We start from the raw sequence: 14,723 nt of genomic DNA, 5'->3' as shown, positions 1-14,723 counted from the left end.
TTCTTTATCCGCGCATTGCCACTCCCCGGTCATATTCACTATTCTGATTTATCATTTCTGCACTCCGACTCACCACGATAAAACGCGAATAAAAAGGAATCCTGTCATGAAGACCCGTCTCAGCCATGCCCCGACCGAAAGCGATCTCGAGGAGATCAAAAGTGGCCTGCGTAATTTCAACAGAAACTTTATCCCTCAATCAAAATTCCGTGCGTTAGGGATTTTTGTGGAAGATGAAAAAGGCAACAAACAGGCGGGGATAGTGGCGGAAACCGTCGGGAATTGGATGTACATCCAGATGCTGTGGGTCGATGAATCGCTGCGTGGCAAAGATGTCGGCACGCAACTGATCGCCGAAGCGGAAGAAGAGGCCAAAGCGCGGGGCTGTCGTTACTCACTGGTGGATACGTTCAGTTTTCAGGCGCGCCCGTTCTATGAACGCATGGGCTATCACATGCAAATGGCGCTGGAAGATTACATCGCCGACTCCCGCGCACCGGACGATGCGCCTTCCACGCACACCCGCTTTTTCCTGACCAAATCACTGTAAACGTCTTTAGCGCAGTCAGCCTGTGATCTGACTGCGCCACTCATCTTATTTCGCGGAAAGCGCTAACCACGCCAAAACGGACGGGCGCTGCCACTGCGATTGGGCATAGGCGATGAGTTTTTCCGGCATCGGATCGCCGTTCAGACGCAGACGGTTCAGCATCAGCGCCAAATCCACATCCGCAATGCTCCATTCACCAAACAGATTCGTTTTATCACCGAGCAAACGTTCTGCGGCATCGTAGAGTTTTTCGGCGGCCTGCTGGCCTTTGGCTGTCAGCGGCGGGCGTTTCGCGCCAGCGAACACCACTTCAGTGGAGCGTTCTTCGCGGATTGGCATCAAATCACTGCGCAACCAGGCCTGAACTTCGCGGGCTTTGGCGCGGTTTTCAGGATCAGCCGGATAAATGGCAGGAAACGTCGGGGCAGGAAACAGCTCATCGACATATTCATCAATCGCAGAAGACTCGGATAACACAAAGCTCCCGTTGGTTAACGTCGGTACGCGGCGGGTCACGGAAATCGCCGAATAGGTTTCTTTCAGATTCTCCGCGTCAGCCAGATCCACTTTTTCCAGTTCGAAGGGGATGCCTTTTTCGGTCAGCGCGACAAAAGCGGACATCACGTAAGGGCTGTAAAAATTGGCATCGGAATACAAAATCAGCGAAGGCTGGCTCATGGCAAACTCCTGAAAGAAATCAAACAAAGGAACAAAAACATAGCGCAGAAAGCGGGGTGTGTCGTTAAAAAGCCTTCCACCCGGAGGCAGAAGGCGGTGAAGCGTTATTTCAGCCGGAATACCTGAACGATCTCATTCAGGCGGCGGGCCTGATCTTCGAGAGATGCAGAGGCGGCAGACGCCTGCTGAACCAGCGCCGAGTTTTGCTGGGTGACGCCGTCCATTTCGTGCACGGCCTGCGTCACCTGGCTGATGCCGCGCGACTGTTCGTCCGACGCCGAGACGATTTCGCTCATGATGTCACGCACGTCAGTGATGGCCTTCATGATCTCTTTCATCGTCTCACCGGCATTTTTCACCAGCCCGACACCGTGATCGACGCGTGAGGTCGATTCTGCGATCAGCGCGGAAATCTCTTTGACCGCATCGGCGCTGCGTTGCGCCAGGCTACGCACTTCCGAGGCCACCACCGCGAATCCGCGCCCCTGTTCCCCTGCCCGTGCCGCTTCCACTGCCGCGTTCAGCGCCAGAATGTTAGTCTGGAAGGCAATGCCGTTAATCACCGATGTAATGTCGGCAATGCGACGGGAACTGTCGTCTATTTCGCCCATAATGCCGACAACGTCAGACATAATGCGATCACCTTTACCGGCAATCGTGGTGGCATTTTCAGTGAGTTCCGTGGCGACATGCGCGTTATCGGCGTTCTGTTTTACGGTAGCGGTGAGCTGCTCCATACTCGCCGCCGTTTCTTCCAGCGCCGCCGCCTGTTGTTCGGTGCGCGAGGCCAGATCGATATTTCCTGCCGCAATCTGCGACGCGCCGCTGCCGACCGCATGGCTGGTGGAAATAATGTCCGTGACCACGTGGCGCAACTGCGCCTGCATGGTTTGCAGCGCGAAGAAGATGCTGGTGCGGTCGTTTTTCTGCGTCAGGATCGGATGCGTTAAATCGCCATCGGCCACCGTCAGCGCGATTTTCGCCGCATCTGCCGGCTCACCGCCGACCGGGCGCAGCACTTTGCGGGTAAAGATAATGCTGAGCACCGCAAACACCACCACAATGCTCAGCACCATCAGCACCAGCGCGGAATAGAGCTGGCGCGTGCTTTCCTTCATCACCGCGTTGACCGGCGCAACGATGCCCAGCATCCAGGGTGTACCGGTATCGCCAATCTGAATCGGCACAAACTCGGCAAAGGCGTTTTCACCCAGCACCGGATCCTGCTGTTCGCTGCTGTAGGGCTGGCCGGTCTGAATACTTTTCAACAGCGACGCATCGTTTTCCAGCTTCTGCGTGACCTGATCTTTTTTTGGCGAAGAAAGGTAATGGCCGGACTGCGAAAACAGCATCGCGTAGCCGGTGCCCTGATAGGGTTTGATGCCGTTGACCATGGTCTGCAAGGTTTGCAGCGAGAAATCCGCCGTGACCGAACCGAGGAATTTTCCCTCCACGATGATCGGTACCGCGATCGACGTCAGCAGCGTTTCCACGCCGTTGTAGGGGTAGCTGTACGGCTCAAGAATCACCTCTTTTTTGAGTTTGCGCGGCAGCAGATAGTAATCGCCGCTGCCCGGCGTTTCATAATCGGTGAGGTTGTGCAGCACCACGTTGCCACTGGTGTCGCGGTCAACATAACGGACGTAACGGCCATCCGGATCCTGCCCTGCCTGTGCGGCTAAGTCAGCGTCTTTCCCGTCGAACGCATCCGGCTCCCAGGCCAGAGACATCGACAGAAAATCCGGGTGATTTTTCAACGCATTTTGCAGCAAGGTATCGGCCAGTTTGCGGTCAGCATGTCCGGCTTCGCGCAGGCTTACCATGCTTTGCACCAGATCGCGGGCGGCATAGAGGGCGGTGTCGAGTTTCTGACGGGCGAGATAGCCGTCGGTATTGGCGGTTTGCTGAAGATAACGCCGGGCGATGTCGCGCTGCTGGTTGGCCGACTGCCAGCTGAGCAAACCGACCGTAATGGTATAACCCAGGCTGATGGTGAGCAGCCCGACGATCAGCATCAGCGTGCGGGTACGCATCGGCGGTTTCTGTGGATGTATATGCTTCTTTGGCGCAGCCGTGGCCGCAGGTGAGAACGCCTGAATCTGACTCATAAAACTCCCCGGAACAGTCAACGTGCTGTGAAAAACTCACTGTGAAAAATGGGTTATCTGTCCCTGATACGTGGCCTCTGAGGATGAGCAGGAATTCCGTTATCGTCTGAATTATCGGCACAGACTGAGGATGCTTTAGCCACAACGGTAAAAATCCGTCGCGAAAAGATAAACGTTCGCATCCTGCCCACGGCTCCCTATACTGCTGTTATGTCGGCTGATTCAGACCTGTTCAGGAAACTCCTATGAAGTCATGGCTTTTACCTCTGTTGCTGCTCGCACCGCTGTGCTCGCAGGCGGCATCGACGCCGAAAGAAATCAAAACCCGCTTCAGCCAGTTTAAGGTGGGGGATAAGACCATTTGCCTCGACGAAGTGATCTACGCTGATAACAAAAAAATGAAGGTTATCGAGAACGGCTTTGTGGTGTCGAAGCGCAAAAACATGCTGATTTACCAGAGTAATACGCTGTTTTTGCTGGGTAATAACGTCACGGTTAATATCAAGGCGATCATTGAAAGCCGGATCGGCAAAACCTCATTCAGCAATCAGTTTAAGCAGGCGATGATTCAGGTCGAAGGGCTGGATGATCCGGCGCGGGCAGATGACAAAGCTAAGATTATTCAGTCATTTGAAAACGTGGTGGCCGATAAAGACAATCAGACGCCGTACAGTTCTGTGGCATTGACCGAAAAAGGCTACATCATCACCCAGGCCGAAGCCCATTCGACGACCATCAGTGAATGCTACGTGACGCCTTATAAAAAACCGGATACCGCAAAATAATTCAGAGGGAAATGATGACCGTATTAGTACCAATGAACGCGGCGTTCTATGACGAATTTGCCGAACTGCTGGCAAAAGATTACGCCGGGGAGAATGTGACTGCCGGCCTTTGGGCCGCCGATACCGCGCTGGAACGCGCCCGTCATTCCATTCAGGCGTCGTTGCCGCAAGGGATTGAGACGCCGGATCATTATCTTTATGAGATCAAAACCGACGCGCAAAATGACAGGGTCGGCTATCTGTGGTTCGCCAACGTGGAACGCTACAAAGTACACAGCGCCTTCGTTTATGAGCTGATGATTTATCCGCAGTTTCGCCGTCAGGGCCATGCCGCTGCGGCATTCCGGCTGATGGAACAGCGCCTGCGTGAAATGGGCAGTGCGGCGATCGAACTCAATGTGTTCGCCAGCAATCCCGCTGCACAGGCGCTGTACGCCAGCCTCGGTTACGTCACCACGAAAATGACGCTGCGCAAGCCGCTTTAACGGACGTATTTCATAAAGTTAGTGGTCTGCCCCACCCGGTCGTAAAGTTTGCGGGCGGTGTGGTTGGTGGTTTGCGTCATCCAGTAGACGTTGGCTTTGTCGTTTTCATCAGCGTACGCGTAGACCGCTTCAATCAGTTTCTGCCCGATCCCCAGCTTGCGCGCACTGTCATCGACGTACAAATCCTGCAAATACACCACCTGGCGCATATGCCAGCCGTGATCGTGATTAATGCAGTTCACCAGCCCGACCAGTTTGCCCTGACATTGCGCCACAAAACCGAACATGCTGGCGTAGTCAGGCTGCGAAAGCCGCTCGAATGTGTAGTCAAACTGAGCCGGATCGAGTTTTGACTGGTAAAAATCCAGATAACTGCGCCAGAGAACCTCCCAGCTTTCGCGGTCAGCGGGCATTAACGGGCGGATCACAACATCTTGCGGCTGGCTCATCAGAGCATTCTCCTCACAAATAGAAAACGTTACGGACGTGACTGCGGGTAATGTATCAGGTCGTGGAAACGCACGGAATGCCCGCTGTTGTTGCGGTATGCATGCGGACAATCGGCAGCAAAACGCAGGGCTTCACCGGCGTGCAGCACACGCGTGACGCCATCGACGGTCAGCGTCAGTTCGCCTTCAATCACAATCACATGCTCAATCACGCCGGCTTCATGCGGTGTGGATTCACTGCACCCGTCCGGCTCGAGATCGATAACAAACATGTCCATGCGCAGCGTGGTATCGAACGGAAACAGCGGCACCACACGCATTCCCGAGGTGTCACTGTTGAACGTGGTCAGTAAGCCGTGGCGATGCAACGCCGCCGACTGCGCGGGTGGCGTTTCGAGAAATTCCGAAAACGAGACGTTCAGGCCGCTGGCGATTTTCCACAGCGTCGCGACGGTCGGGCTGGATTCGCCGCGCTCAATCTGCCCGAGCATCGCCTTGCTGACACCGGTCTGTTCTGCCGTCTGGCTGAGGCTCCAGCCGCGCTCGCTGCGCACGGCTTTCAGCTGGCTGCCAATATGGCGGGTAAGTTCCTGCATGGTGTCTCCTCTGCGATGATGATCGTTCATCGCGATTGTGCGTTATAACGCACAGTGATATCTTGAGCGCAACAGGTGTGCGCTATAACGCACAACAGCATAACGTCAGCGTCCGGTAACCAGAAGGATTTTCACAGATGGCCTCGCGTTTCAGTTGGCAGGATTTAACGTTTTCGGCGGTCATCGCCGGATTTGTCGCGGTATTGGTGGGTTACACCAGCTCGGCGGCGATTATCTTTCAGGCGGCGGAAGCCGCGGGCGCCAGCGTGGCGCAGATTGGCGGCTGGCTGAGCATGCTCGGGCTGGGGATGGGCGTCACCAGCATCGGTTTATCGCTCTATTACCGCACGCCGGTGGTGACTGCCTGGTCAACGCCCGGCGCGGCGTTACTGGTCACCAGCCTGCCCGGCACCTCGATTAACGAGGCCATTGGCGTGTTTGTATTTGCCACCGGCCTGATCCTGCTGTGCGGTGTGACCGGCCTGTTCGCCAAAATGATGCATTACATTCCGCAGGCGCTGTCGGCGGCCATGCTGGGCGGCATTCTGCTGCGCTTCGGGCTGAACGCCTTTACCTCGCTGCAAAGCAATTTTGCCCTCGCGGGCAGCATGTGTCTGGTGTATTTGCTGGCGAAACGCGCCCTGCCGCGCTATGCGGTGGTGCTCGCGCTGGCCGCCGGGCTGATTGTCGCCGGATGGCAGGGCGATATCGCCCTGCACGGCCAGTCGCTGACGTTCGCCGCACCGGCGTTTGTCATGCCCCATTTCACGTTATCTTCGATTATCGGCATCGGCGTTCCTTTCTTTATCGTCACCATGGCCTCGCAGAACGCGCCAGGCATTGCCACGCTGAAAGCCCACGGTTACAACCTGCCGGTATCACCGCTGATTTCATGGACGGCGCTGACGGCGCTGATTTTGGCCCCGTTCGGCGGTTTTACCGTCTGTATCGCCGCCATTACCGCCGCAATTTGTATGGGCGAGGATATCCATCCCGATCCGAAAAAACGCTATATGGCCGCCGTCGCGGCAGGCGTTTTTTATCTGATTGCAGGCGTGTTTGGCGGATCCATTGGCATGATGTTTACCGCGCTGCCGCAAGTGCTGATCCACACCATCGCGGGACTGGCGTTGCTCGGCACCATTGCGGGCAGTCTGTACCGCGCACTGGAAAACGAAAGTCAGCGCGACGCGGCAATCATCACTTTTCTGATCACCGCATCCGGCGTCACGCTGCTGGGCATCGGTTCGGCATTCTGGGGGCTGGCGGGCGGTGTGATTACGCATCTGATCCTGAGCATTCCGGCGCGCAAGCGTGATAAATCCGCCGGGAAAGGTTGAGTCCGTTCAAGTTATGGGTAACAGGTTTTCGTAACACGGCGCAAAGTGATGGCGGTCACGTTTTCGGATCGGTAAACCCTCTTTACTGGAGCCAATCAGGCCCTTTAAAGAGCGAGAATTCCATGACTATTGCCACACAATCCTGCGTCGTCACCGGGAAAAAAGACGTCGCGGTGATCAACCAGACCCTCGATTACACCGGCCAGGGCACGCTGGTGAAAGTGACCCGCGGCGGCATCTGCGGCTCGGATCTGCATTACTACGAACACGGCGCAGTGGGTGATTTCAAAGTGCGCGAGGCGATGGTGCTCGGGCACGAAGTGGTCGGCGTGGTGGAGAAATCGGATAACCCGAATTTACAGCCCGGCCAGAAAGTGGCGCTCAATCCGAGTAAACCGTGCAGAGCCTGTAAATATTGCCTGTCCGGCGACGAAAATCAGTGTACGACCATGAAATTTTTCGGCAGCGCGATGTATTTTCCGCACATCAACGGCGCGTTCACGCAGTATAAAATTGTCGACAGCGATCAGTGTATTCCTTACGACAATCAGGTCAGCGACAGTCTGATGGTGTTCGCCGAACCGCTGGCCGTCGCCATTCATGCCGTGAATCAGGCGGGCGATATTCATGGCAAAACCGTGTTTGTTTCCGGCGTCGGCCCGATTGGTTGCCTGATCGTGCTGGCGGCGAAAGCCAAGGGCGCGGCGCAGATTGTGGTGACCGACCCGAGCGAACGCTGCCGCACGCTGGCACTGGCGGTTGGCGCAAGCAAAGCGCTGGACGCCGCACAGGGCGATTTCAGCGAATATCAGGCAGAGAAAGGCTTCTTCGATGTCTCCTTTGACGCCTCCGGCCATCCGTCTTCCATCCGCCGTTGTCTGGAAGTGACCCGCGCACGCGGCACGCTGGTACAGGTCGGCATGGGGCCGGTAGTGAATGAATTTCCACTGATGATGCTGATTGCTAAAGAAATTAACTGGGTCGGCAGCTTCCGTTTCACGGAAGAATTCAACACCGCAGTGGAATGGCTGGCGAATAAAACCGTCGATCCGATGCCTTTATTGTCGTCGGAATTCCCGCAGGAAAGTCTGGTGGACGCGCTGGAATTCGCGATGGATAAATCCAAAGCCTCGAAAGTGCAGCTGGTTTTCTAGTCTGCCACCTCACTCACATTATCAAAACGTCGTTTCATTTTATGATGTCCTCTGATTTTTAACCTCAGAGGACATTTGCATTATGGTGAAGGACAACGCGAAAAAGCAGGTCGCCCTGCTGCTGGCCGACGGTTTTGAAGAAGGCGAAGCGGTGATTGTGCTCGACATTCTCGAGCGGCTGGACATTCAGGTCACTACGCTGGCGTGCCAGAAAAGCCTGACGCTGCGCACCTATCACGGCATTCAGATGCAGGCTAACGCACTGCTTTCCGCGCAGGGCGACCGTTTATTCGATGCCGTGGTGATGCCCGGTGGCCCGGAAGGATCGGTGGCGCTGGCGGCCAGCAAAGAGGTGGTGGAATTTGTCCGCCGTCACGACGAGGCCGGTAAACTGATCTGCCCGCTGTGCTCCGCGGCCGCCCGCGTGCTGGGCGGAAACGGACTGCTGAAAGGGCGTCGCTACGTCTGTTCCGGCGATTTATACAAAGATGTGAAAGACGGCGTGTACGTCAATCAGTCCTTCGTGGAAGACGGCAACTTACTGAGCGGCAAAGGATTAGGGCTGGCGTTCGATTTTGCCTTCCAGCTGGCCTACCGCCTGACCGGCGACGCCGAAACCACCAATTTCCAGGCCGATCATATCGATTATCACCACTGGCGTGCAGACCAGACACTCTGATTAAAACATTCTACTTCCGGCGGATGATGCAGGTCGTCCGCCCCTGTCAGCATCATGTCCGTTTTTGGCATTCTCCCTTAAGCATTCGAGGCGCAAACTGGCTTCACACTCATCTGATGGAGTCCGAAAATGGCACACAGCGCCCTGTTAAACATCGACGTTCAGCGTTCCTTCGAACAAAAAGATTTCTGGCAGCAGGATGATTTACCGGCTTTCAGTGCAGCCTTAACCCGCCTGATCGACGGCTGTCAGGCCCGCGACGTGCCGGTCATCGACGTCTTTCACGTCAATCCGGATGGCGTGTTTTCGCTGGATTCCGGGCTGGTAACGCCGATGTCTTTTCTCAGTCATCAGCCGCAACATGTGGTGCACAAACACGTCCACAATTCCCTGACCGAATCCGGCCTCGACGGCTGGCTGCGTGAAAACGGCATCACGCATCTGATCATCGCCGGAATGCGTACCGAACAGTGCTGTGAAACCACGGCACGCGTGGCGTCCGATCTCGGTTACTCGGTGACGTTTGTGACAGAAGCAACGCTGACCTTCCCGATGACGCACGCCAGCGGCGTCACCCTGAGCGCTCAGGAGATCAAACTGCGAACCGAACTGGTGCTCGATGACCGCTTTGCCACCATCACCGACGTAGCCGGTGCGCTGGCGGAACTCGACCGCGCTGTGTGAAGATAGCGTTTTCCCCTGCACACGGATCAACACTATGCAGCGACATGTCTACTTTGTGACGCTCCCCGGCGTGATGGCGTTAGATCTCGCTGGCCCGGCGGAAGCGCTACGGCTGGCCGGGCAATTTACGCTGCATTACATCGGGCCACAGCCTGAAGTCGTGATGTCGACCGGTCTGACGGTCAGCCATTTACAGCCGCTGCCGGAAAGTCTGCCCAAGGACAGTATTTTGATCATGCCGGGGGTGGCGGAATCCGCCGAAAACTTCGCCTCACCGGTCGCGCAAACAGCCTGCGACTGGTTGCATCAGCAGAAAAGCGCGATTGAAGCGGGAAGTTTAACGCTGGTGTGCATCTGCTCCGGCAGCCTGCTGGCCGGAAAAGCCGGGCTGCTCGACGGCTATCAGTGCACCACGCACCACGATGTGATCGAGCGCTTACGCCAGCAGGTGCCTGCTGCCCAGGTGAAAGATAACCGGATATTTGTTGAGGACCGTTTCGTGCTGACCAGCGCGGGCATCAGCGCCGGTATCGATCTGGCGCTGCATCTTATCGCCACGCATTCCGGGCCGCAGGCCGCGCTGGATGTCGCCCGCGAAATGGTGGTCTATTTCCGCCGCGCCGGCGATGATCCGCAGCTTTCCCCGTGGCTGCGTTACCGCAATCACCTGCACCCTGCCGTGCACCGCGCGCAAAACCTGATGGCCGCCGAACCGGAATCCCCCTGGCAGGTGGAAGACGTCGCTGCCAGATCGCACATCAGTAGCCGCCACCTCACCCGTCTGTTCCGCCAGCATCTGGGCATCAGCGTGCGCGACTACCACGAACAACTGCGCATCGGCGTCGCCCAACAACGCCTGCAACAAGGCGCGGGTATCGAAAAAGCCGCCCTCGCTGCCGGGTTTTCATCTGCAAGGCAATTGAGGCGGGCACAGGAACGGTGGGGGTGAAGGTGTTTAACTCACCCAGTTCCGTCTGTCTATTTTCCCCAGCCCCATCGCCAGTAATAAACCGCCGCCCAGGCCGCAGATAAACAGATACGCGATATTCAGCAGCGGATAGTGCGGGAAATCGAGATGCAGGCTGCGCAGGCCAATGATGATCAGTGCATGAAAGCCGTAAATGGCCATCGAATGGCGGGAGATCAGCGCAAATCCCGGCAGGATGCGGTGGGTCAGCGCATTTTTGAAAATGATAAACAGCGAGATGGCGGAGATAAAGACCAGCGGGCCGCTGTAGACGTAAAACGTGTCGGCGAAATTCTGGTTAATCTGCATTTGCCGGTAAGTGCCCGTCGCAACCGCCAGCGTGCTGAGTATGAACATGCCGCTGGCCGCCAGCGTGACCGGCGTTTTTTCGGTATGCAGCTGGCTGAGGGCGCGCCCCATCAGGGCATAGAGCACGTAATAGAAAGTATCGCCGCTGATGTACAAATCCAGCGGCAGGAGGTGGATTTTCTGCCACGTGATGGCCGGAAGTTGCGGGTTCGCCAGAACGCCGAGCAGAAGCCCGGCGATCAGCAGATATTTTCCGGAGACGGCTTTAACGTTAATCAGCGGGGAAAGCAGGTAAATCACGATGATCGCGTAGAAGAACCAAAGATGATAAAACACCGGTTTTTCGAGGATCAGTCGCAGAGATGGCCAAAATCCGATTTTTGTCATCGTGAGAATATAAATCAGCGAGACGGCACTGTAGAACAGCAGGCATAACGTGACGCGCAGAAAATGCCGTTTTTGCGCGCTCTTTTCGCCGAAAAACAATGCGCCGGAAATCATAAAGAACAGCGGCACACAGACACGCGAAGCCGAATTGAGCAGGTTAGCCACCGTCCATTCCGCGGTATGCACCGCGGCGAAATTGACCACCAGTGACGTGCTGGCGTGAACCATCACCACCATCATGCAGGCGAGCGCGCGCAGATTATCTATCCAGCTTATTTTTTCGCTCATTACCTGCAAATTCCTTCCTGTTGATGTGTTGTTTGCAGCCTAGCCAGCTTTGAGAGGGCTAACAAGGCAAAAGTATCATTCTCAGATTGTGCTGAACGTGAATCCGGTGATTGCGTTACGCTCAAATAATCGGCAAAATAGCCGGTATTACTGCCTCGCTTGCGAAACCCGCCCGGACAGTCTCTTATTTTCTGCTAATTTTCAACCGATTAGCCTTACGTCTGTGAAATAACTAAAAATGCATAATTCTCCAAACACTGCGTCCCTTCTGGGTCGGCAGGCGCTTTTGTTCCCTCTTTGTCTGGTGCTTTTTGAGTTCGCCACTTATATCGGCAACGATATGATCCAACCCGGCATGCTGGCCGTGGTGGCGAATTTCAATGCCGGAGAAGAGTGGGTGCCGACCTCCATGACGGCTTATCTGGCGGGCGGCATGTTCCTGCAATGGCTGCTCGGGCCGCTGTCCGACCGCCGCGGGCGTCGTCCGGTGATGCTCACTGGCGTCATCTTCTTCATCATCACCTGTCTGGCTATTTTGTTTGTACAAAACATTGAGCAGTTTATGGTAATGCGTTTCCTGCAAGGCATTAGCCTGTGCTTTATCGGGGCCGTGGGTTACGCCGCGATACAGGAATCCTTCGAGGAATCGGTGTGTATTAAAATCACCGCCATGATGGCGAACGTCGCGCTGATTGCGCCGTTGCTCGGGCCGCTGGCCGGTGCGGCGCTGATCCACGTCGCCCCCTGGCAGTCGATGTTTGTGATTTTCGCCGCACTCGCTGCCATCGCGCTGTGGGGGTTGTGGAAATCGATGCCTGAAACAGCGTCCCGCCTCGGCGAACCTTTCTCCATGCCGAGCCTGCTGCGCGATTATAAACACGTGCTGAAGAACCGTCAGTTCGTGTGTGGCGCGCTGGCGATTGGTTTTGCCAGCCTGCCGCTGCTGACGTGGATTGCGCAGTCGCCGGTGATTTTGATCAGCGGTGAAGGTCTTTCGACCTACGATTACGGTCTGCTGCAGGTGCCGATTTTCGGCGCGCTGATCGTCGGTAACGTCACACTGGCGCGCCTGAGCGGTAAGCGCACGGTGGATTATTTGATCAAACTGGGCGCAGGGCCGATGGTGATTGGCCTGCTGATTGCGGCCGCGGCGACACTGTTTTCCGCGCATGCGTACCTGTGGATGACCGCCGGTCTGAGCCTGTACGCGTTCGGGATTGGCGTGGCGAATGCCGGTTTGTACCGTCTGACGCTGTTCTCCAGCGACATGAGCAAAGGCACCGTTTCTGCCGCGATGGGCGTCATCAGCATGATGATTTTCACGGTCGGGATTGAGCTGGCGAAAGTGGCTTACGTCGAAGGCGGTGCGGGGATGTTTAACCTGTTCAACCTGATAAGCGGCCTCGCCTGGCTGGCGCTGGTGGTGGTTTTCCTGCGCAGCCGCCAAATCGTGCTGCCGACGAACAGCGTAGTGTGATGCAAAAAATGCCAACAACGCCGATGCCGGGGCGTTATTGGCGCAGGGAGTGTGGACACGGACTGCACCGAAGAACCGGAGCGTACACCGGGTACGTGAGGGTTCTGAGTACAGTCCGGGTTCAAAATACCAGGGTAAAATAGCCCCGTTAAAACTTAGAAAAGTCCCATCGGTTTACTCGAATAACTTACCAGCAGGCATTTGGTTTGCTGGTAGTGATCCAGCATCATTTTGTGAGTTTCCCGCCCGAGACCGGACTGTTTGTAACCGCCGAATGCCGCATGCGCCGGATAGGCGTGATAGCAGTTGGTCCAGACGCGGCCCGCCTGAATGTTGCGCCCCATGTGGTACGCCACGTTGCCGTCGCGGCTCCAGACGCCCGCCCCTAATCCATACGCCGTATCGTTGGCGATTTGCAGCGCCTCATCCATATCTTTAAACGTCGTCACCGCCAGCACCGGTCCGAAGATTTCTTCCTGGAAAACGCGCATGTTGTTTTTACCCAGCAAAATGGTCGGTTGCAGGTAATACCCCTCGTTCAGCGAGCCTTCGAGTTTTTTCTTCGCGCCGCCGGTCAGCACTTCCGCGCCCTCTTTCTTACCGATTTCGATGTAATCCAGAATGGTTTTCATCTGCCCGGCAGACACCTGCGCGCCCATCTGCGTTTCCATATCTAACGGATTACCGGTTTTAATGGCTTCGACGCGTTTAATGGCGCGTTCCATAAAGCGTTCGTAAATGGATTCCTGCACCAGCGCGCGGCTCGGGCAGGTACAGACTTCGCCCTGATTGAAGGCAAACAGCGCGAAGCCTTCCAGCGCTTTATCGAAGAATTCGTCTTCTTTGTCCATCACATCCGCAAAGAAGATATTCGGGGATTTACCGCCCAGTTCCAGCGTTGCCGGGATCAGGTTTTGCGCCGCGTATCCGGCGATTTGCTGGCCGACTTCGGTCGAACCGGTAAAGGCCACTTTGGCGATGCGTTTGGACGTCGCCAGATATTCACCGATTTCGCCGCCCGCGCCGTTAACCACGTTGATGACGCCCGCAGGCAGAATGTCCTGCACCATTTCCATCAGCAGTAAGACGGAAAGCGGCGTCAGTTTGGCCGGTTTGAGCACGATGCAGTTCCCTGCCGCCAGCGCCGGCGCCATTTTCCAGCAGGCCATCAGCAGCGGGAAGTTCCATGGGATGATTTGCGCCACCACGCCCAGCGGTTCGTGGAAATGATAGGCGACGGTGTCGCTGTCGATTTCGCTGATACCGCCTTCCTGCGCACGCACGCAGGAGGCGAAATAGCGGAAGTGGTCGATGGCTAACGGCACGTCTGCGCCGCTGGTTTCGCGGATCGGTTTACCGTTATCCCAGGTTTCGGCGTTTGCCAGCAGTTCGAGGTTTTGTTCCATACGATCGGCGACTTTCAGCAGCAGGTTTGCCCGTTGCTGTACCGGCATTTTGCCCCAGTCGTCTTTGGCTTTATGGGCGGCGTCCAGCGCCAGATCGACGTCGTCAGTGCTGGAACTGGCGACTTTGCACAGCACTTCACCGGTCACCGGCGTCAGGTTGTCGTAATACTCATTTTTTACCGGCGCGACCCATTCACCGCCAATGAAGTTGTCGTATTGTTTTTTGAGTTTGAGCGGGAAACCGTATTCTTCCGGTTTGACGGCATGAGGATTTTTATCATAAGCCATGATGGAACTCCTTTATGCAGCAGGTAATAGCAGAGCGCTGCATAAAGTTTAGGCAGTGGTTGGTTAACCCGCGGGATGTAAAGAGAACTCTTC

The 14,723-nt window shown here is 56.0% G+C and carries 14 protein-coding genes and 1 pseudogene; 9 read left to right on the top strand and 6 right to left on the bottom strand.

Annotated features, from left to right (window positions below; translation table 11 throughout):
* The first annotated feature begins 106 nt into the window (after positions 1-106).
* The gene (locus ED901_RS21505) at positions 107-550 is read left to right on the top strand and encodes a GNAT family N-acetyltransferase (RefSeq protein WP_122097175.1); all 444 of its coding nucleotides are present in this window, start codon (positions 107-109) and stop codon (positions 548-550) included.
* Positions 551-595: 45 nt separating this feature from the next.
* Here ED901_RS21505 and yfcF read toward each other — a convergent pair whose 3' ends face one another.
* Together yfcF and ED901_RS21495 are read right to left on the bottom strand one after the other, a co-directional pair.
* Complete coding sequence (yfcF, locus tag ED901_RS21500; protein WP_056775806.1) at positions 596-1,228, bottom strand: glutathione transferase; 633 nt, start codon at positions 1,226-1,228, stop codon at positions 596-598.
* A gap of 104 nt (positions 1,229-1,332) precedes the next feature.
* Positions 1,333-3,261 carry a methyl-accepting chemotaxis protein gene (locus tag ED901_RS21495; protein WP_240994015.1) on the bottom strand — a complete coding sequence of 643 codons (1,929 nt, stop codon included), beginning with the start codon at positions 3,259-3,261 and terminating at the stop codon, positions 1,333-1,335.
* 320 nt (positions 3,262-3,581) lie between these two features.
* On the opposite strand from ED901_RS21495, the gene ED901_RS21490 reads away from it, so the two are divergent.
* Complete coding sequence (locus ED901_RS21490) at positions 3,582-4,121, top strand: hypothetical protein (protein WP_056775808.1); 540 nt, start codon at positions 3,582-3,584, stop codon at positions 4,119-4,121.
* Between the two features lie 14 nt (positions 4,122-4,135).
* The gene (locus ED901_RS21485; RefSeq protein ID WP_122097174.1) at positions 4,136-4,606 is read left to right on the top strand and encodes an N-acetyltransferase; all 471 of its coding nucleotides are present in this window, start codon (positions 4,136-4,138) and stop codon (positions 4,604-4,606) included.
* Here ED901_RS21485 and ED901_RS21480 read toward each other — a convergent pair.
* Together ED901_RS21480 and ED901_RS21475 are read right to left on the bottom strand one after the other, a co-directional pair.
* Complete coding sequence (locus tag ED901_RS21480) at positions 4,603-5,055, bottom strand: GNAT family N-acetyltransferase (RefSeq protein WP_122097173.1); 453 nt, start codon at positions 5,053-5,055, stop codon at positions 4,603-4,605. The genes ED901_RS21485 and ED901_RS21480 overlap by 4 nt on opposite strands.
* A gap of 29 nt (positions 5,056-5,084) precedes the next feature.
* Positions 5,085-5,651, bottom strand: a complete 567-nt coding sequence (locus tag ED901_RS21475; protein ID WP_122097172.1) for a helix-turn-helix domain-containing protein — start codon at positions 5,649-5,651, stop codon at positions 5,085-5,087.
* Positions 5,652-5,788: 137 nt separating this feature from the next.
* On the opposite strand from ED901_RS21475, the gene ED901_RS21470 reads away from it, so the two are divergent.
* The 5 genes and pseudogenes from ED901_RS21470 (at position 5,789) to ED901_RS21450 (ending at position 10,457) form a co-directional block, all read left to right on the top strand.
* Positions 5,789-6,991, top strand: coding sequence for a benzoate/H(+) symporter BenE family transporter (locus ED901_RS21470; RefSeq protein WP_122097171.1), 1,203 nt, complete (start codon positions 5,789-5,791; stop codon positions 6,989-6,991).
* A 122-nt stretch (positions 6,992-7,113) separates the two neighbouring features.
* Entirely contained in the window at positions 7,114-8,145 is a 1,032-nt protein-coding gene (idnD, locus tag ED901_RS21465) for an L-idonate 5-dehydrogenase (protein WP_122097170.1), read from the top strand.
* Positions 8,146-8,227: 82 nt separating this feature from the next.
* On the top strand, positions 8,228-8,824 hold the full coding sequence (locus tag ED901_RS21460) for a DJ-1/PfpI family protein (RefSeq protein ID WP_122097169.1): 597 nt from the start codon (positions 8,228-8,230) through the stop codon (positions 8,822-8,824).
* Positions 8,825-8,953: 129 nt separating this feature from the next.
* A pseudogene (locus tag ED901_RS21455) lies at positions 8,954-9,496 on the top strand (isochorismatase family protein); the annotation flags it as partial.
* Between the two features lie 46 nt (positions 9,497-9,542).
* Positions 9,543-10,457 carry a GlxA family transcriptional regulator gene (locus tag ED901_RS21450; RefSeq protein ID WP_122097167.1) on the top strand — a complete coding sequence of 305 codons (915 nt, stop codon included), beginning with the start codon at positions 9,543-9,545 and terminating at the stop codon, positions 10,455-10,457.
* Between the two features lie 6 nt (positions 10,458-10,463).
* Here ED901_RS21450 and ED901_RS21445 read toward each other — a convergent pair whose 3' ends face one another.
* A complete protein-coding gene (locus ED901_RS21445; RefSeq protein WP_122097166.1) occupies positions 10,464-11,459 on the bottom strand; it encodes an acyltransferase in 996 nt (331 codons plus the stop codon).
* Between the two features lie 238 nt (positions 11,460-11,697).
* Between ED901_RS21445 and ED901_RS21440 the strand changes: the two genes are divergently transcribed.
* Positions 11,698-12,936: an MFS transporter gene (locus ED901_RS21440; RefSeq protein WP_122097165.1), complete on the top strand. Its 1,239-nt coding sequence runs from the start codon at positions 11,698-11,700 to the stop codon at positions 12,934-12,936.
* 155 nt (positions 12,937-13,091) lie between these two features.
* Here the strand turns inward: ED901_RS21440 and ED901_RS21435 are convergent, their stop codons facing one another.
* Complete coding sequence (locus tag ED901_RS21435) at positions 13,092-14,630, bottom strand: aldehyde dehydrogenase family protein (RefSeq protein WP_122097164.1); 1,539 nt, start codon at positions 14,628-14,630, stop codon at positions 13,092-13,094.
* Between the last annotated feature and the right edge of the window lie 93 nt (positions 14,631-14,723).

Source organism: Rahnella sp. Larv3_ips (assembly GCF_003697865.1).
GTDB lineage: Bacteria > Pseudomonadota > Gammaproteobacteria > Enterobacterales > Enterobacteriaceae > Rahnella > Rahnella rivi.
The sequence above is the reverse complement of the archived record's forward strand: the minus strand, read 5'-3'. Positions and strand labels throughout refer to the sequence as shown.